At 70.6% G+C, this 17696-nt stretch carries 15 protein-coding genes and 2 tRNA genes; 7 read left to right on the top strand and 10 right to left on the bottom strand.

All coding sequences use genetic code 11. The annotated features are described in order from the left end of the window. Window positions 1-1910, bottom strand: a 1910-nt coding sequence (gyrA, locus tag RMP08_RS10520; protein WP_310468968.1) for a DNA gyrase subunit A, incomplete at its 3' end; no start/stop codon positions are given. A 300-nt stretch (window positions 1911-2210) separates the two neighbouring features. Here gyrA and RMP08_RS10525 point away from each other — a divergent pair. Further along, window positions 2211-3482: a tetratricopeptide repeat protein gene (locus tag RMP08_RS10525; protein WP_310468954.1), complete on the top strand. Its 1272-nt coding sequence runs from the start codon at window positions 2211-2213 to the stop codon at window positions 3480-3482. A gap of 195 nt (window positions 3483-3677) precedes the next feature. After that, window positions 3678-5261: a histidine kinase dimerization/phospho-acceptor domain-containing protein gene (locus RMP08_RS10530; protein WP_310468955.1), complete on the top strand. Its 1584-nt coding sequence runs from the start codon at window positions 3678-3680 to the stop codon at window positions 5259-5261. 21 nt (window positions 5262-5282) lie between these two features. Here RMP08_RS10530 and RMP08_RS10535 read toward each other — a convergent pair. The 7 genes from RMP08_RS10535 to RMP08_RS10565 all read right to left on the bottom strand — a co-directional run bounded on the left by RMP08_RS10535 (window position 5283) and on the right by RMP08_RS10565 (window position 9950). After that, window positions 5283-5354: transfer RNA gene (locus RMP08_RS10535), tRNA-Ile, on the bottom strand. Between the two features lie 148 nt (window positions 5355-5502). Beyond that, window positions 5503-5579: transfer RNA gene (locus RMP08_RS10540), tRNA-Pro, on the bottom strand. 41 nt (window positions 5580-5620) lie between these two features. Next, complete coding sequence (locus RMP08_RS10545) at window positions 5621-5893, bottom strand: hypothetical protein (protein WP_310468956.1); 273 nt, start codon at window positions 5891-5893, stop codon at window positions 5621-5623. Window positions 5894-5942: 49 nt separating this feature from the next. Beyond that, complete coding sequence (locus RMP08_RS10550; protein WP_310468957.1) at window positions 5943-7013, bottom strand: PA0069 family radical SAM protein; 1071 nt, start codon at window positions 7011-7013, stop codon at window positions 5943-5945. 57 nt (window positions 7014-7070) lie between these two features. Then, on the bottom strand, window positions 7071-7367 hold the full coding sequence (locus RMP08_RS10555) for a hypothetical protein (RefSeq protein WP_310468958.1): 297 nt from the start codon (window positions 7365-7367) through the stop codon (window positions 7071-7073). Between the two features lie 73 nt (window positions 7368-7440). Then, window positions 7441-9213 carry a lytic transglycosylase domain-containing protein gene (locus tag RMP08_RS10560; protein WP_310468959.1) on the bottom strand — a complete coding sequence of 591 codons (1773 nt, stop codon included), beginning with the start codon at window positions 9211-9213 and terminating at the stop codon, window positions 7441-7443. Beyond that, window positions 9210-9950 (bottom strand): uracil-DNA glycosylase family protein, encoded by a 741-nt coding sequence (locus RMP08_RS10565; protein WP_310468960.1) that lies wholly within the window; start codon window positions 9948-9950, stop codon window positions 9210-9212. Before RMP08_RS10565 ends, RMP08_RS10560 begins: the two co-directional genes overlap by 4 nt. A 72-nt stretch (window positions 9951-10022) precedes the next feature. On the opposite strand from RMP08_RS10565, the gene RMP08_RS10570 reads away from it, so the two are divergent. From RMP08_RS10570 to RMP08_RS10590, 5 genes are read left to right on the top strand one after another with little or no spacing between them, the layout of a single operon-like run. After that, window positions 10023-11672, top strand: a complete 1650-nt coding sequence (locus RMP08_RS10570; RefSeq protein ID WP_310468961.1) for an electron transfer flavoprotein-ubiquinone oxidoreductase — start codon at window positions 10023-10025, stop codon at window positions 11670-11672. A 49-nt stretch (window positions 11673-11721) separates the two neighbouring features. Further along, on the top strand, window positions 11722-13335 hold the full coding sequence (locus tag RMP08_RS10575; protein ID WP_310468962.1) for a tetratricopeptide repeat protein: 1614 nt from the start codon (window positions 11722-11724) through the stop codon (window positions 13333-13335). After that, window positions 13332-14135: a 4-(cytidine 5'-diphospho)-2-C-methyl-D-erythritol kinase gene (locus RMP08_RS10580; protein ID WP_310468963.1), complete on the top strand. Its 804-nt coding sequence runs from the start codon at window positions 13332-13334 to the stop codon at window positions 14133-14135. Before RMP08_RS10575 ends, RMP08_RS10580 begins: the two co-directional genes overlap by 4 nt. Window positions 14136-14143: 8 nt before the next feature. Further along, window positions 14144-15496: an NAD(P)H-hydrate dehydratase gene (locus RMP08_RS10585; protein WP_310468964.1), complete on the top strand. Its 1353-nt coding sequence runs from the start codon at window positions 14144-14146 to the stop codon at window positions 15494-15496. Further along, a complete protein-coding gene (locus tag RMP08_RS10590) occupies window positions 15493-16668 on the top strand; it encodes a class I SAM-dependent RNA methyltransferase (protein ID WP_310468965.1) in 1176 nt (391 codons plus the stop codon). Before RMP08_RS10585 ends, RMP08_RS10590 begins: the two co-directional genes overlap by 4 nt. Here RMP08_RS10590 and RMP08_RS10595 read toward each other — a convergent pair. After that, window positions 16665-17114, bottom strand: a complete 450-nt coding sequence (locus RMP08_RS10595; protein WP_310468966.1) for an MAPEG family protein — start codon at window positions 17112-17114, stop codon at window positions 16665-16667. The two genes, RMP08_RS10590 and RMP08_RS10595, sit on opposite strands and share 4 nt — an antisense overlap. A gap of 145 nt (window positions 17115-17259) precedes the next feature. Continuing rightward, the coding region (locus RMP08_RS10600) for a deoxyhypusine synthase family protein (RefSeq protein ID WP_310468967.1) at window positions 17260-17696 on the bottom strand (437 nt) is incomplete at its 5' end.

Below are 17696 nucleotides of genomic sequence, written 5' to 3' on the forward strand. Positions count from 1 at the left end.
TCCTCGGGCAGCGGCAGCACGGTCGAGATCGTCTCGCCCTCGGCCAGCGGCAGCAGGTTGAGCATCGGCCGGCCCTTGGCGGTCGGGCCGCCCTCGGGCAGCCGCCACACCTTCATCCGGTAGACCTTGCCGGCGGAGGAGAAGAACAGCACCGGATTGTGGGTCGAGGTGACGAACAGATTGGTGATCGCGTCCTCGTCCTTGGTCGCCATCCCCGAGCGGCCCTTGCCGCCGCGCTTCTGCTCGCGGAACAGAGCGAGCGGGGTGCGCTTGATGTAGCCGGTCAAAGTGACCGTCACGACCATGTCCTCGCGCTCGATCAAATCCTCGTCGTCGATGCCGTCGGCGGCGGCGGCGATCTCGGACACGCGCGGGGTGGCGAACTCGGCCTCGACCTCGTCGAACTCGGCGCGCATCACCTCGAACAGCCGAACGCGATTGCCGAGGATCTCGAGCAATTCGCCGATGGTCACGGCGAGGCCCTTCAACTCATTGCCGATCTCGTCGCGGCCAAGCGCGGTGAGGCGGTGCAGTCGCAGCTCGAGGATCGCCTTCACCTGCGCTTCGCTGAGCTTGTAGGTGTCGCCCGCGGCCTGCGGCTCGACCGCCTCGACCAGCTGGATGTAGGGGCGGATCGGATCGCCGTCCCACTCCCGGGAAAGCAGTTTCTCGCGCGCCTCGGCCGGGCTCGCCGAGCCGCGGATCAATTTGACCACCTCGTCGAGGTTGGTCACCGCGACCACCAGCCCGAGCAAAATGTGGGCGCGCTCGCGGGCTTTGAGCAATTCATGCTTCGAGCGCCGCGTGATCACTTCCTCGCGGAATTTGACGAACGCCTCGATGATGTCGCGCAGCATCAGCGTTTCGGGGCGCCCGCCGCGGATCGCCAGCATGTTGGCGGGGAACGAGGATTGCGCCGGGGTGTGGCGCCACAATTGGTTGAGCACGACCTCGGGGGTGGCGTCGCGCTTCAGCTCGATGACGATGCGCACGCCCAAGCGGTTGGATTCGTCGCGGATGTCGCTGACGCCCTCGATGCGCTTGTCCTTGGCCGCTTCGGCGATCTTCTCGACCAGCCCGTTCTTGCCGACCTGGTAGGGGATTGCGGTCAAGACGATCGAGCGGCGCTCGCCGCGGCCTTCCTCGACATGGGCGCGGCTGCGCATCAGGATCGAGCCGCGCCCGGTGGTGTAGGCGGCGCGGATTCCGGCGGTGCCGAGGATGATCGGCGCGGTCGGGAAATCGGGTCCGAGGACATGCTCCATCAGCCCTTCCGAGCTGATCGCGGGGTCGTCGAGGTAGGCGCGGCAGGCGTTGAGCACCTCGCCCAAGTTATGCGGCGGGATGTTGGTCGCCATCCCCACCGCGATTCCGCCCGCGCCGTTGACCAGCAAATTGGGGAAGCGCGCGGGGAGCACCTGCGGCTCGCGCTCGCTGGCATCGTAATTGGGCTGGAAGGCGACGGTGTCCTTGTCGATGTCGCCGAGCAGGAAATTGGCGACCTTGGCCAGCCGCGCCTCGGTGTAGCGCATCGCCGCCGGGGGGTCGGGGTCCATCGAGCCGAAATTGCCCTGGCCGTCGATCAGCGGCACGCGCATCGACCAGCTCTGGGTCATCCGCGCCAGCGCGTCGTAAATCGCGCTGTCGCCGTGCGGGTGATATTTACCCATCACGTCGCCGACGATGCGGCTCGACTTGCGGTACGGCCGACCGGCGACATAGCCGGCTTCCTGGCACGCGTAGAGGATGCGGCGGTGGACCGGCTTCAGCCCGTCGCGGACGTCGGGCAAGGCGCGGCTGACGATCACCGACATCGCGTAATCGAGGTACGAGGTCTTCATCTCGTCGACGATCGAGATGTTGGCGATCGCGCTGTCGCCGCCGCCGCTGGGCGGGCCGTCGTCGGGGATGTCGCTGCGGTCGTCGACCGGCGGTTCGGTGGCCAAGTCTGTGTGTCCTGATCGTTAGAGCTGATACGCTGGCGGGGCGCGCAAACCCTGCGCTCCCCCTGCGCTTAGCGGTCTAGCCGATGAGCGGCGCGGGCGCCACCCCGCGCGTACGCACGCGTGCCCGCCCGTGGGCGCGCGTGGGAGCGCCGCCCGCGGTCCGCGCCAATGCCGCTTGGCGAGGCCGCGGGGGCGGTTTATGGCGCCCGCGAAATCCACGCAAATTCAGCGGGTCGGCCGGTCGGCCCGGACGGGAGAGAAACCATGAAGCCAGTCACCACCAGCATCGGGCTTGCGCTTGCCCTCTGTACCTCCGCCGCCGCCGCGCAATACCGCACCCCCGCGCCGCAGCCGCAGCAGGCCGCGCCGGTGGCCCAGATCGTCGAGGACCCGGCCAAGCCCAAGCGGCTGCTCAAGGTCTCGGGCGGGGCCAAGAAGGCGCTCACCGAATTGCAGACCGCGGTTGCCGCCAACGACACCGCGACGATCCCGGCCAAGATCGCTGCCGCCGAGGCGGTGGCCAAGAACAATGACGACCGTTACATGCTCGGCAGCCTGCGCCTGCAGGCCGCGATCGCCGCCAAGGACAATGCCGGGATCGCCTCGGCGATCGAGGCGGTGCTCGCCTCGGGGCTGGCCGACGCGGCCGAAACCCAGCAGCTCAACCTGGTGCTGGGCAAGACCTACAAGACGCTCGGCCAGCACGACAAGGCGGCCGCGGCGCTCGAGCGCGGGCTCGCCGCCAACCCCAATAATTACGACTATCTGATCGAGCTCGGCGAAACCCGCGTCACCCAGGGCCAGGTCGGCGCCGGGGTCGACCTCATCCGCAAGGGCATCGCGGCGCGCAACGCCACCGGCACCAAGGCGCCCGAGGATTGGTACCGGCGCGCCGTGGCGCTCGCCTACAAGGGCAAATTGCCGGTCACGCTCGAATTGAGCCGCGACTGGGTCAAGGCCTATCCGGGGCCGGTCAGCTGGCGCGACAGTTTGCGCATCTACGACAATCTCGCCGCGCTCGACGACAGCAATTCGCTCGACATGCTGCGCCTTGCCCGCGCCACCCAGGCGCTGACCAGCGAGGCCGAGTTCCACCGCTATGCCTATGGCGCGTTCACCAAGGGCTATCCGGGCGAAGCCAAGGCGGTGATCGAGGAAGGCGGCGCGGCGGGCAAGATCGACCCCAAGAAGGAGATCTTCCGCGACTTGTTGGCCAAGGCGACAGCCAAGGCGGCCGGCGACCGCGCCTCGCTCGATGCCGGCGCCGCGACCGCGCGGGCAGGGGCGACCGCCAAGCCCGCGGTGGCCATCGCCGACGCCTATTTCAGCTATGGCGACTATGCCAAAGCGGCCGAGCTGTACCGCGCCGCGCTGCCCAAGAGCGGCGCCGACGCCGATCTCATCAACCTCCACCTCGGCATGGCGCTGGCGCGGCAGGGCGACAAGGCCGGGGCAACCGCCGCGCTCAGCGCGGTGGCCGGCCCGCGCGCCGAGCTCGCGAAATACTGGCTAACCTATCTGTCGCTCGGCGCCTGAGCCGCCATTCGCTTGCGATCAAGGGCGTCGGCGGCAAGCCGGCGCCCTTTTTCGTGGCGCAACCAAGGTATCGTTACCGCGCTGAAAACCATGTCCCATCATGGTACGGTTGGCGCGCGCCACCTTCCGCCCGGCCCGCGCTCGCATAGACCGGCTGCTCGATCTCCCCCGCGCGCAAGGGAAGCGGCATAGCCAGTGCATTTTGACGACCGCCTGACCACCGTCCTGGACCAGCCGGCGAGCGACCCGCACGACCGCGCGGTGCGCTGGCGCCAGCTGGTCGAGCTGCTCGCGCGCTCGGGGCACGAGCCGGCCAACGACGTCGTCGCCCGGGCGCTGGCCGCGATCCATGTCGAGGCGCCCGCGATCGATCCCGCGGTCCGCGCGGCCGCCGCGCGCGCCATCGCCGGGCTCGACTTGCGTGCCGAACTGGTCGCGGCATTCGCCACCGACACGCTGGAAATCGCCGCCCCCGTCCTCGGCGCCGCGGCGATGTCGCCGGCCAGCTGGCGGGTGGTGCATGCCGCCGCGAGCCCGGCCAACCGCCGCTTTCTTGAAGGCCTCCATCCCGAGCTGGCTGGCGCTGCCGGGACCGCGCCGCCACGCCAGCAGCCGCCGCAGCCGTGGCAGGATGCCCGGCCGCCCGCTGCCCCGGCTCAGCCCGCGGCACCCGAACCGGTCGGGCCGCTGCTCGACGCCGGCATCCCCTCGATCAGCGAGGTGGTCGCGCGGATCGAGCGCCTGCGCCAGTCGCGCCAGCAGCCCGACCGGCGCGACATCGCCGCCGACCGCCCGCTCCAGCCGGTCCCCGGCGCAATGGCTGCGCTGTTCCGCTGGGAATGCGCGCCGTCGGGCGAGATTGCGTGGGTCGAAGGGGTGCCGCGCGGCGCGCTGGTCGGGCGCTCGCTGACCCGCCCCGGCGACGAGGCGGCGGCCGACCCGGCGATCGGCCGCGCCTTCGCCATGCGCGCGCCGTTCCACGAAGCGAGCCTGAGCTTCCTCGGCGAAGGGGCGGTGGCGGGCGAATGGAGCCTGACCGGCATGCCCGCGTTCGAGCCCGCCGACGGGCGCTTCGCGGGGTACCGCGGGATCGCCGTGCGCAAGCCGGCCGCAGCCGCCGGCGACGGCGGGCTTAGCGACCATGATTCGATCCGCGAGCTGGTCCACGAACTGAAGACCCCGCTGACTGCGATCATCGGGTTCGCCGAGATTATCGACGGCCAGTACCTCGGCCCGGCGCAGCGGCCGTACCGGGCGCGGGCGCGCGACATCGTCGACCAGGCGACGCTGCTGCTGGCCGCCATCGACGACCTCGACCTCGCCGCCAAGCTGCGCTCCGGGCAGGGCCAGCGCGGCACCACCGCCAATCTCCAGCAACTGGTCGGCGACATGCTCGGCGAACTGACCCGCCGCGCCGCCGAGCGCGACGTGCCGCTGACCGTCGAGCCGGGCTCGGACGCGATCAGCTGCGCGATCGACCCGGCGCTCGGCGAGCGGCTGGTGCGGCGCTTCTGCGCGGCGCTGATCGACGCCGCCGAGCCCGGCGAGCAACTGCGCATCGAGTTCAGCGTCGAGGCCGGCCAGTGCCGCATCGCGATGACCCGCCCGCACGCGCTGACCATGCTCTCGGGGGAGGCGATCGCCGGGGCGATCGACGGCGGCGACAATGAGCTCGGCGCGGCCTTCTGGTTGCACCTGGTGCGCGGCCTCGCCCATCTCGCCGGGGGCGATTTGATCGTCGGCGGCGGCCGCCTGACGCTGACCCTCCCGCAGCATTAGTTTGCGCGAGAAAAACGCCGGTGGGCCCGGAGGGACTCGAACCCCCAACCTAGCCGTTATGAGCGGCCGGCTCTACCATTGAGCTACAGGCCCCGCCCGGCGCGGGCGAGCGTAGCGGGGCAGGCAGGCATCGCCAAGCCGCCGTTCGGACGCTGTGATCGTCGAAGCTCGCCTGTCCCCCGGACAGGCGTTTTCAAATCGCAATCAGCACGGCCGTCCCCCGGACGGCCTATGATTGCGATGGTCGGGGAGACAGGATTCGAACCTGCGACCCTCTGCTCCCAAAGCAGACGCGCTACCGGGCTGCGCCACTCCCCGCCGGTCGCGCCCCTAGCAGCGCGCGCGGGCCGCCGCCAAACCTAATTCGAATTGGCGGCGGTGTTGGCTGGGGCATCGCGGCTGACATCGACGTCGACATCGACATCGCCGACCTTGTTCTCGATCTTGTCGCCGGTCCGCGCGACGTCGTTGGCGATGTCGTTGGCGACCGCCTCGGCGGCGTTGCCGACATCGGCGGCGGCGTTCTCGGCGAGACCCTGGTTGTACTCGACGCTGACCGAATCATTGGCGTCGTCCTTGGTCACCTGGCAGGCGCCGAGCAGCAGGATGGGCAAAGCGAAAGCGAGGCGCATGATGGTCTCCGTGATCGATTGAACCGCCTCCATAGCCGCGCGCGCGCCGCTACAACAGCCGCATCTGCGCGCCCTCGGGCGGGCGGAACAGGTCGCGGCGCAGCGGGAATTTGGCCGCGGGCAGGCCGTGCTTGCGTGCGGCGAGCTCGAAGCGGGTGCGCAGCAAGTAGGCCCACGGCCCCTGGCCGCGCATCCGGCTGAAGAAATTGGGGTCGTTGTCCTTGCCCCCGCGCAGTGAGCGGATGGTCGCCATCACCTTGCCCGCGCGGTCGGGGTGGTGGGTATCGAGCCACGCGCGGAACAGCGGCGCGACCTCGTGCGGCAGGCGCACCGGGAGATAGAAACCGCCGCGCGCGCCGGCGCCGGCGGCGGCCTCGACGATCGCCTCCAGTTCGTGGTCGGTGATCTGCGGGATGACCGGGGCGATCGCGACGTGGCACGGCACCCCGGCGTCGTTGAGCGCCTTGATCGCCGCGATCCGCTTGCGGCCCGACGGCGCGCGCGGCTCGAGCGTGCGGCTAATCGCGGGGTCCAGTGACGTCACCGAAATCGCCACCGCGACAATCCCCAGCTCGGCCGCGGGAGCGAGCAGATCGAGGTCGCGCAAAACCCGGTCGGACTTGGTGGTGATCGAGAACGGGTGGCGGGTCTCGACCAGCAGCTCGATCAGCGAGCGGGTGACGCGAAACCGCTCCTCGATCGGCTGGTAGGGATCGGTGTTGGTGCCCATCGCGATCGGCGCGCATTCGTAGCCGGGCCGCGACAGCGCGGCGTGGAGCAATTGCGCGGCGTTGGTCTTGACGAACAGGCGCGATTCGAAATCGACGCCTGGCGACAGGTCGTGAAACGCATGGGTCGGCCGCGCAAAGCAATAGACGCAGCCATGCTCGCAGCCGCGAAACGCATTGACCGAGCGGTCGAAGCCGATGTCGGGCGAGTTGTTGCGGGTCAGTATCGAGCGCGGCACTTCGATCGTGACGCTGGTCCGCCGCTGGGGCACGCCATCGAGCGCCTCAACGCTGTCGAGCCATTCGCCTTCGACCAGCCGCTCGGGCAGGTTGAACCGCGTCGGGGTCGCATTGCGCGTCGCCCCGCGCCCGTTGATCGACTCGACCGGCATCGTGCGAGTCTACGCAACAGGCGAGAACATATCAAGAACAGTTGGGGCGAAAACGGCTCAGAATTTGAGCGACAGGCCGACCCCCGCCTTGCGCGATTTGCGCGGGCCCCCGAACAATTTCTCGTCGGAGGTCGACAGGCTGGGCTTGGGCGCGGCGTTGAACACGCCGAAGCCAACCGCCGCGTCGGGCGCCAGCTCGACCCCCGCGATCACTCCGCGCCGCTTGGCGGCTGCCCCGTCGTCGTCAAACGCGGTACGCGGAATGCTCAGGTCGAGGGGCTTGCGGACGGGCTCGGCGGCGGCTGGCGCGGCGCTGGTCAGCGCGATCAATCCAGCGAAGGCGGCGGCACGCACCATGAGCGCATAACGGGCCGCGGATTTGCCGGTTCCGGATGCGGCCTAAGCGGGCGCGATCCGTCCCGAATTCCTACTGCTCGGCGAGCCTCGTCATGCCGGTCGGGAAGGTCGGCCAGCGGTGCTGGGCGAGCGCGCTGAGGCTCGGCGTCGCGGTGCGGTTGAGGCCCTGGTAGACCCACATGTTGCGCAAGACCGCGGGGACGTAATAGCGCGTCTCCCAGTACGGAATGCTCTCGATCCACAGCAAGGGATCACCCTTGTCGTAGATGCTTGCCCAGCGCCCGACCGGCAGCGGGCCGGCGTTATAGGCGGCGATCACTTTGGGGAGCTGCCCGCCGGTATAGGCCGAGCGGCGGATCAGCTCGATGAAGCTCTGGCCATATTCGAGGTTGGTCGCGGGGTCGGTCAGCGTGCCGCGCGAATAATTGAGGCCGCGATGGCGCGCCATGTCCTGCTCGGTTCCGGGGCTGACCTGCATCAGGCCGGTCGCGCCGACCGGGCTCACTGCGTCGGCGCGGAAGGTCGATTCCTGGATGATGTGGGCGAACGCCAGCGCCGGATCGACGCGCCATCCGGTCAGCGGCGTCCAGCGCGGCGCGGGATAGCGGTCCTGGGGGTCGGCGACCGCACCGCGCTGGCCGTTGTGCGCAAGCCAGAATTGCGCGCCGGCGAGGTCGAGCCGTTTGGCAAACTCGATCAGTCCGTGATGCTCCTCGGCGCGCCCGATGCGCGCCTGGTGGCGCAGCATCTCTTCGCCCAGCCAGCGCTCGCCGAGCCGCACCAGCTCGACCGAGCGGCGGACGTTGGGCAGCCCCTCGACCCGCGCCGCATAATTGTGCGGGTCGGGCGGCAAATGCGTGTCCATTCCGAGCGTGGCGCGCGCGATCAGCCCGTAAAAACTCTCTGCCGAGCGCGCCGCCGCCTTCATCAGCGGCGCCACCGCGCGCGGGCGGCGGCAGGCCTGCTCGGAGCGCGCCATCCAGTAATAAGCGCCCGCGGCAAGCTCGCGCTCGCGGGTGTTGGCGACCACTTCGCGGAATGCGCGCGAGGCCGCCTCGCAATCGCTCAGCCGCCATGACGCCAGCCCCGACACCCATGCCGAGTGTGCCGCCCACTCGCCGACCGCGCCGAGCCGCCCCGAATCGGCCAGCCGCCGCGCGTCGGGATCGCGCCCGAGGCGGTAATAGGTCCAGGCGATGCGCTGCGACGCTTCGGCGCGCGCTTCGTACGACAGGCTCGGCGCGTAGCTGATTAGCAGCGATTCGGCGCCGGGCGCGTCGTCGGCGTCGCTCAGCATCGGCTCGATCTGCGCGCGCAACTGGTCGGCGAGCGGCTCGCCCGAGACCGCGCGGGCGCGCGTCCGGCCCGGGGCCGAGCCGAGCATGACGACCGGCTGGCGCGGGTAGATCGGGGGCAAAGTGATCGCGCCCCGGGCAATCGCCAGCCGCGATATTTGCTCGGCCTGAGGCAGCTCGGGGGCTTCCGCAAGCAGCGCCAGCAAGCGCGGCAGATCGACCGCGGGCGAACCTTTGGCGGTGTACAGCTCGGCCTTGGCGACCGGGGTCAGGACATCGGCGGGGAGGGTGGCGATGCCGGCCTCGGCGGCGCGCCAGTCGCCGGCGCGGATCGCCGAAAACACCCCGCGCCAGTCGCGCGGGATGACCAGGACGGGCGGCGGCGGGGGAAGCTGGACGGTTGGCGCTGGAGCGGGGACGGGGACGGTCGGCGCCGGCGCTTCCTGCGGCGCGGGCTCGGTCGTCAGCGGGGCAAGCGGGTCGCCGCTCTGCGCCAGCGCAGGGGACGCCGCCCACACCGCCGCGGTCGCCAGCCAGAAAGCCCTCACGCCTCATCCTCCATCAGCAGCAGCAGGTCGCGCCACGCCAGCGCCTTGTTCGACGGTTGTTGCATCAAAAAGCGTGGATGAAAGGTAACCACCGTGCGCACCCCCTCGACCTTGGTGGCGTGGCCGCGCGCGGCGGGCAGCGGCTTGCCGAGCAGGGCGCGGGCCGGGGCGTCGCCGAGCAGCAGCAGCCGCTGCGGCCGCGCCAGCGCGATGTGCCGCCGCGCGATCTCGGCGCATTCGGCCAGTTCGCTCGCGCCGAGCTTCGCGCCCGGCGCGTGGAAGCAGGCGAGCGAGGCGCAATAGGCGTCGTCGGCGGCAATCCCGATCGCCGCCAGCATCCGCGTCACCAGCGCCCACGCCTCGCCGCCGATCGGGCGCCCGGCGGCGGCATCGTCGGGGCCCGGCATTTCGGCGATCAGCATCAACGGCGCGCCCTCGGCGCCGTGGGGCAGGATGCGCTTGGCCCCCGCGCCCGCCAGCGGCAGCGCGGCCGATGACGTCAGCCAGTCGCGGAACAAATCGAGCGTGTCGGGCAGCGGCTCGGCATCGCGGACAGGCGGCGCAATCGCCTCGGCGACTGCCGCGACCGGCGCCGGCGTGGGCTTGAGCCAGTCGCGCGGGGCCTCCTGGACGGCGGCGTCGACCCCGGCCTCGAGCCACCAGCCGAGCGCGCTCGCCGCCTCAGCCGTGCTGAAGTGATTGCTGTCCCCGCCCATCGCCGCCACCCTCGTGGCCATTGACGGCGCGGTCAAGGAATTGGCAGGGCTGTCGCGGGCGAGGCGCCTTGGCGGCGCGACGAAAGGATCGTGATGAGCGAGCGCGAGTCGATGCAGTACGATGTGGTCGTCGTCGGCGGCGGCCCGGCCGGGCTCAGCGCCGCGATCCGCCTCAAGCATTTGGCCGCCGAGAAGGGCCGCGAGGTGTCGGTGTGCGTGCTCGAGAAAGGCGGCGAGATCGGCGCCCACATCCTGTCCGGCGCGGTGATCGACCCCAAGGCGCTCGATGAGCTGATCCCCGAGTGGAAGGACAAGGGCTCGCCGCTGACCGTTCCGGTGACCGAGAACATCCACTGGGTGCTGTCGGCCAGGAAGAAATGGCGGATGCCCGAATGGCTGATGCCGCCGTTCATGCACAACAAGGGCACATATACCGCCAGCCTCGGCAATTTCTGCCGCTGGCTCGCGGGGCAGGCCGAAGAGCTCGGGGTCGAGATCTTCCCCGGCTTCGCGGCCGCCGAAATCCTGTTCCACGACGACGGCTCGGTGAAGGGCGTGGCGACCGGTGACATGGGGGTCGCGCGCGACGGCAGCCACCGCGCCGACTACCAGCCGGGGATGGAGCTGCATGCCCGCTACACCTTCTTCGCGGAGGGCGCGCGCGGCCATCTGACCAAGCGGCTGAGCGAAATCTTCAAACTGCGCGAGGATAGCGGGCCGCAGGTTTATGGCCTCGGCGTCAAGGAGTTGTGGGACGTCCCTGCCGACAAGCATAAGCCTGGGCGAGTGATTCACAGCCAGGGCTGGCCGCTCGACGAAGCGTGGGGCGGCGGCTTCCTCTACCACCAGGACAACGGCCAGGTCGCCTTGGGCTTCGTCGTCGCGCTCGATTACGACAATCCCTATCTCTCGCCGTTCGAGGAAATGCAGCGGTGGAAGACCCACCCCGCGATCCGCGCCGAGATCGAGGGCGGCAAGCGGGTGTCGTACGGCGCCCGAGCGATCAACGAGGGCGGCTACCAGGCGATTCCCAAATTGGTGTTCCCCGGCGGCGCGCTGATCGGGTGCTCGGCGGGGTTCGTCAACGTGCCGCGGATCAAGGGCACCCACACCGCGATGAAATCGGCGATGCTGGCGGCCGAAGCGGCGTTCGACGCGCTCGGCGGCGACACCCCCGCGCCGGTGCTCGACGCCTATCCGGCTGCCCTCCACAAAAGCTGGATCGTCAAGGAACTGAAGACCGTGCGCAACGCCCAGCCGGCGGTGGCGCGGTGGGGCGGCATCGTCGGCACGCTCTACGCCGGGCTCGACATGTGGCTCGGCCAATTGGGCATCGGCGTGCCGTGGACGCTCAAGCACCACGCCGACCACACGCGCTTGAAGCGCAAGGACGCGGTGCGGCCGATCGCCTACCCCAAGCCCGACGGCGTGCTGACCTTCGACCGCCTGTCGTCGGTGTTCATCTCCAACACCAACCACGCCGAGGACCAGCCGGTTCACCTGACGCTCAAGGACGCCGACATACCGACCGTCATCAACCTCGCCGAATATGACGGCCCCGAGCAGCGTTATTGCCCGGCCGGCGTTTATGAGTTCGTCGAGGGGACTGAAGGCGTCCCGCGGCTGCAGATCAATGCGCAGAACTGCGTCCACTGCAAGACGTGCGACATCAAGGACCCGACCCAGAACATCAATTGGGTCGTGCCCGAAGGCGGCGGAGGACCGAATTATCCCAACATGTAAGCGCCTTGGTCTGACGGTTTCGGTAGCGGCGGCAGCGTTGCTCGCGGCCATGCCCGCGGGCGCGCGCACCCAACTCCCCGGCGAGGCCAACCAGACCTATGTCGTCGCCCGCGCCGCGTCGCTCGGCGGCGATCATGCCCGCTCGGCGCAACTGTTCGCCGCGCTGGCCGAGGCCGACCCCGCCGACCGCCGCATCGCCCGCCGCGCCGCGGCGGAGGCGATCAGCGCCGGCAATATCGCGCTTGCGCTGCGCTTGGCGCGGCGGCTGCCGCCCGACCAGCTCGGCATCGACGCCCGCCTGCTGCTGGTCGCCGACGAATTGCGCGCCAAGCGCACCAACCGCATCGCCGGATTGCTGTCGGGCGGGGCCAATGACGCCGAGGCGAGCCTCGAATCGATCGAATTGCTGGTCAAATCATGGGACGCCGCCGAGCGCGGCGATGCCACCACCGCGCTCGACACCATCGCCACCATCCCCGTCGCCAGCCTGATCGGCCCGTTCGTCAACGAGCAGCGCACCTTGCTGCTGCTCAGGCTCAAGCGCACCGCCGACGCCGAGCCCTATGCGCGGCGCGCGCTGGCCGCGGCGGGCGGCCGCGACCACCGCCTGCGCATGGCGTTCGCCGACGGGTTTGCCGCTGCCGGCGACCGCCCGCGCGCGCTCGAGATGATCGACGGGCTCGGCACCGAGGTCGGCCGCGCCCGCCGCCGCCTCGCCGAGGGGCGCTCCAGCGGGCTCGTCATCGACACCACCGCCAAGGCCTTTTCCGAGCTGCTGCTGGGCGTCGCCATCGACCTCAACCGCAACAACAGCCGCAATCTGCCGATCGCGCTCGCCCAGGTCGCGCGCCATGCCGCGCCCGACAACGCCTCGGCGGCGGTGCTGCTCGGGGTGCTGCTCGAGAACGCCGGGCGGGTCGACGAAGCGCTCGCGGTGCTGCGCTCGGTGCCCGACGGCAACGGCCTCGCCGCGCAGGCCCGCGATGCCGAGGCGCGCGCGCTGGCCGACGCCGACCGCCGCGACGAGGCGCTGCGGCTGGCGTGGGCCGAGGCCCACCGCCCGAATGCCGACGTCAGCGACTTCGCCCGGCTCGGCGACGCGTTCAACGCGCTCAAGCGCTATCCCGAGGCGGCGACCGCCTACGGCCAGGCGCTCGCGCGCACCGAGGCCGACCGCCCGCAGCAACGCTGGCCGCTGCTGCTGCTCCAGGCCAGCGCGCTCGAATCGGCCGACCGCTGGCCCGAGGCGCGCCGCACGCTGGAGGCGGCGCTGGTGCTCGCCCCCGAGCAGCCGCTGATCCTCAACTTCCTCGGCTACGCCAAATTGGAGCGCGGCGAGGACCTCGACGACGCCGAGGCGATGATCCGCAAGGCCAGCGACATCGCCCCCGACGACGCCTCGATCACCGACTCGCTGGGCTGGGCGCAGTTCAAGCGCGGCCGCGTTTCGGAAGCGATCGAGACCCTCCAGCGCGCTGCTTTGGCCGATCCCAGCCAGGCCGAGATCCACGAGCATCTCGGCGATGTACTGTTCACCGCGGGGCGCAAGTTCGAGGCGCGCTTCGCGTGGCAGGCCGGGCTGATCGGCGCCGAGGACGAGATCGCGGCGCGGCTCAAAGCCAAGCTCGAGACGGGACTGACCGCGGCCAGCGCGGCGCCTTGACCGCCCAACGCGAAGCCGCCCCGGCCAAGCTCAATCTCGCGCTCCACGTCCGCGGCAAGCTGCCCGACGGCCGCCACCGCATCGAGACCATTTTTGCCTTTTGCGAGGACGGCGACGAGCTGACCGCCGAGCCCGCGGAGGACGTGTCGCTGGCGCTGTCGGGGCCGTTCGCGGGCGGCCTCGGCGAGGATAATCTGGTGCTCAAGGCGGCGCGCGCCTTGCAACTTGCAGCGGCGGTCATGGCCGGTGCCGCGCTGAGCCTCGACAAGCGCCTGCCGGTCGCCTCGGGGGTCGGCGGCGGCTCGGCCGACGCCGCCGCCGCGCTGCGCCTGCTGACGCGGCTGTGGGACATCGATGCGGCCCATGCTGAGCAGGTCGCGCCGACGCTCGGCTCGGACGTCCCCGCCTGCCTCGCCGCGCTTCCCGCGCGCGGCGATGGGGCAGGGGACCAGCTGACGCCGATCGACATTCTTGGCCTCGGGGGCACGCCGGTGCTGCTGGTCAACCCGCGCCTGCCCCTCTCGACCGCAGCGGTGTTCGCGCGCTGGGACGGCGTCGACCGCGGCCCGCTCGCCGGTTGGCGCGATGGCCGCAACGACCTCGAAGCCCCCGCCACCGCGCTGGTGCCCGAGATCGCCGACATGCTCGCCTGGCTCCGCGACCAGCCCGATGCGACCTTCGTCCGCATGTCGGGCAGCGGCGCGACCTGCTTCGCCTTGTTCGACAATATTGCCCAACGCGACGCCGCCGCGGCAGCGGTTCCGACGGCATGGTGGCACTTGGCGACCCGCCTGCGCTAGAAGCGCCTATGCGAGCCATCCTCACCGCCGCCGAGATGCGCGCCGCCGAGCAAGCGGCGATCGACGCCGGGACCCCGGTCGAGACGCTGATGGAGCGCGCCGGCGCCGCGCTGGCGGAGGCCGCGCTGCGCTTCGCCGGGCCGACGCCGACATTGATCCTCGCCGGGCCGGGCAACAACGGCGGCGACGGTTATGTCGGGGCGCGGCACCTGGCGGAGCGCGGGATCGCGGTGCGCGTGGCGGCGCTGGCCGATCCGGCGATCAAGGCCGCCAAATGGGCGCGCCAGCAATGGAGCGGCGAGGTTGAACCGCTCGGCGAGGGCACCGCACCCGCGCCCTTGCTGATCGACTGCCTGTTCGGCACCGGCCTCAAGCGCGCGCTCGAACCAGCTGCGCAACAACAACTTTCGAGATTATCCGCAGCCGCGCTGGTGCGCGTCGCCTGCGACCTGCCGAGCGGCGTCGAGAGCGACAGCGGCGCGCTGCTCGGCACGGTGCCGGCGTTCGACCTCACCGTCACTTTCGGCGCGCTCAAGCCCGCCCACCGCCTCGCCCCCGCGCTGCACCGCATGGGCCGCGTGGTGCTCGCCGACATCGGCATCGCCGCCACCTCGGCGTGGTCCGAAATCGCCCCGCCCAAGCTCCCCCCGCTCGACCCCGCCGGCCACAAATTCACCCGCGGGCTGGTCCATTGCCTCGCCGGAGCAATGCCCGGGGCAATCGCGCTCGCCGCCACCGCCGCCGCGCGCGCCGGCGCCGGCTACGTCCGCGTCAGCACCTCGCGCGCGATCGACAATCTCCCTGCCGCGGTAGTCCAGACCGACACCGCCGAGATCAACGATCCGCGCATCGGCTGCCTGCTGGTCGGCCCCGGCATGGGCGACATCCCGCAATTGCTAACCCTCGCGCTGACCAGCAAGGCGCCCAAGGTGCTCGACGCCGACGCCATCGGCCAGGTCGGCGAGCCCGAGCGCCTTAAAGGGCAGGACGCCATCCTCACCCCCCACGAAGGCGAATTTTTTGGACTTTTCGGCGAACTGGCGGGCAGCAAGGCGGATCGGGCGCTCGAGGCCGCGCGGCAATCGGGCGCGATCATCGTCTACAAAGGCCCCGACACCCTCGTCGCGTCCCCCGACGGCCGCCTCGGCTTCGCCCCGCCGGCCCCCGCGTGGCTCGCCACCGCGGGCAGCGGCGACGTCCTCGCCGGGATGATCGCCGCTTTGCGCGCGCGCGGCATGGCGCCGTTCGAGGCCTCCTGTGCCGCCGTCTGGCTCCACGGCCGCGCCGCCGAGCTGGCGGGGCCGGGAATGATCGCCGACGACCTCGCCGCCGCGATCCCCCGCGCCATCGCGTTGCTGTGAGCGCCGAACCGATCGTCCGCATCGCCGCGCGCGGCGACGGAGTCACGGCGAGCGGCCGCCACGCCGCCTTTGCGGTTCCCGGCGATTTGCTGCACGACGACGACCGCGTCGAGCCCGGCGCGCACCACCAACCGCCGCCATGCCGCCATTTTCCCGAATGCGGCGGCTGCCAGCTCCAGCACGCCGACGATGTCGCGTATCGCGACTATCTCGTCGCACGCGTCGCCGGCGCGCTCGCCCAGCACGACCTTACGACCGACATCCGCGCGCCCCATCTCTCCCCCCCGCGCAGCCGCCGCCGCGCCAGCCTGCGCGCCACCCGCGGCGGCTCCAGCGCGCTGATCGGCTTCAACGCCGCCAAGTCGCACCGCATCGTCGACATGCGCGAATGCCACATCCTCCGCCCCGAGATTTTCTTACTTGTCGCTCCGCTGCGCACCCTGCTCGCCAGCCTGCTCCCGCCGCGCCGCATGGCCGAGGTGCAATTGACCCTCGCCGACCAGGGCCCCGACATCCTCCTCAAGGGCGTCGAGCCCGAGGGCTTGGCGGCGATCGAGGCGATTACTGCCTTTTGCGAGCGTCATAGGCTCGCGCGCCTTAGCCTCGACCAGGGACTTGGGCCCGAAACCTTCTACGAGCCCGAGCCGGCGACAGTCACATTGGCCGGAACCCCGGTAACCGTCCCGCCCGGCGCCTTCCTCCAGGCGACCGCCGACGGCGAGGCGGCGCTAACCGCCGCGATGCGCGAGGCGGTGGGGGAGGGGCTGCGCACCGCCGACCTGTTCGCCGGGCTCGGCACCTTCGCGTTGGCGCTGCCGGGGCAAGTCTACGCCGCCGAGGCCGCGCGCGATGCCGTGTTGGCGCTGAAAGCCGCCGCGCCCGCCATCGCGGTCGAGCACCGCGACCTTTACCGCCGCCCGCTCGACGCCAGCGAATTAGGAAAATTCGACGCCGTGGTGCTCGATCCACCCCGTGCCGGCGCCGCCGAGCAGGTCGCGCAAATCGCCGCGTCTCCAGGGGGCCGCGTCGGCTATGTCAGCTGCAACCCGGCGACCTTCGCGCGCGACGCCAGAACGCTCGCCGACGGCGGCTTCACGCTCGCCTGGGTCCAGCCGGTCGGCCAGTTCCGCTGGTCGACCCATGTCGAACTCGCCGCCGCGTTCAGGCGCTAGATCAGCCCGCAATCGCGCGCGATCTTGAGCGCGGCGTGGAGCGTCAGCCCGATCAGGCACAGCGAGGCGAGCAGGAAGATCGAAAAGCGGATGGGGACGACGTTGACCGTGCCCTGGACCAGGCTGTGGACCACCCGAAGACCGACATAGCCCCACGCGAGATAGTAATTGATGCCGCCGCCGAAATCCATCAGCGCGAGGCTCAGCGCGACCGCATAGAAGATCGTCGGCTGCTCCATCAAATGGCTGTAATTGTGCGACTTCCACTGCGCCCGCGGCTCGGCGCGGCCCTCCAGGTCGACCCCGCGCGAGCCCGGCGGGATATTGCCGAAGGTGACCCCGAGGCGGCGAAATTCGCCCATCCGCGCGACCACCATCCACAGCATGACGAGCAGCGTCCACGCCACCAGCGCGACGACCGGCGCGAGAATTGGGCTGTAGTTCATGATTGCATCTCCCCCTCAGGACGAGGGGAGTGTGCGGCAAACCTCTCCGTCATTCCAGCGAAAGCTGGAATCGATGAACACGGCGGTGTCCAACATGGCCAGTGCGCTGTTCATCGATCCCGGATCACGTCCGGGATGACGACCTTCAATCGAACAGCTTGGCGAAGCGCCTCTTCTCGCGGGTTTTCCACGCGCCGCGGTGCCACGCGTCGCTGGCCAGCAGCGGCAGCACCGAGGTCGCCTCGGCGAACACCATCTGCTCCAAGGCGGTCGACACCTTGCCCCACGACGCCGCCTCCTGCAGCGTCGATGACGAGCACGCCCCGTCGCGCACGTCGGCGACGGTGATCTGCACCGCATATTTGTGCACCTCGACGTCGGGAGGGCCGAGGATCTCGGCGCAAACGACGGTGTCCTGCGCGAAATTCTTGGGCACCCCGCCGCCGATCATCAGCAGCCCGGTAGTCCCGGCCTTGATCTTGATGTCGGTCAGCTCGCGGAAGTCGGCGATCGAATCCATCGTCATGTAATGCCCGCCGCGCTTCATCGCATCGACCTGGTGCTTGACCAGCCCGAACCCCG

Origin of the sequence: Sphingomonas sp., from assembly GCF_031426035.1 — a bacterium.
Taxonomy (GTDB): Bacteria; Pseudomonadota; Alphaproteobacteria; order Sphingomonadales; family Sphingomonadaceae; genus Sphingomicrobium.

Excerpts from the sequence above, each read along its gene's own strand:
- RMP08_RS10525 (WP_310468954.1), top strand. The coding sequence starts at position 2,211 with ATGAAGCCAGTCACCACCAGCATCGGGCTTGCGCTTGCCCTCTGTACC.
- RMP08_RS10545 (WP_310468956.1), bottom strand. The coding sequence starts at position 5,893 with ATGCGCCTCGCTTTCGCTTTGCCCATCCTGCTGCTCGGCGCCTGCCAG.
- RMP08_RS10550 (WP_310468957.1), bottom strand. The coding sequence starts at position 7,013 with ATGCCGGTCGAGTCGATCAACGGGCGCGGGGCGACGCGCAATGCGACC.
- RMP08_RS10565 (WP_310468960.1), bottom strand. The coding sequence starts at position 9,950 with ATGGCCACGAGGGTGGCGGCGATGGGCGGGGACAGCAATCACTTCAGC.
- RMP08_RS10570 (WP_310468961.1), top strand. The coding sequence starts at position 10,023 with ATGAGCGAGCGCGAGTCGATGCAGTACGATGTGGTCGTCGTCGGCGGC.
- RMP08_RS10575 (WP_310468962.1), top strand. The coding sequence starts at position 11,722 with ATGCCCGCGGGCGCGCGCACCCAACTCCCCGGCGAGGCCAACCAGACC.
- RMP08_RS10585 (WP_310468964.1), top strand. The coding sequence starts at position 14,144 with ATGCGAGCCATCCTCACCGCCGCCGAGATGCGCGCCGCCGAGCAAGCG.
- RMP08_RS10595 (WP_310468966.1), bottom strand. The coding sequence starts at position 17,114 with ATGAACTACAGCCCAATTCTCGCGCCGGTCGTCGCGCTGGTGGCGTGG.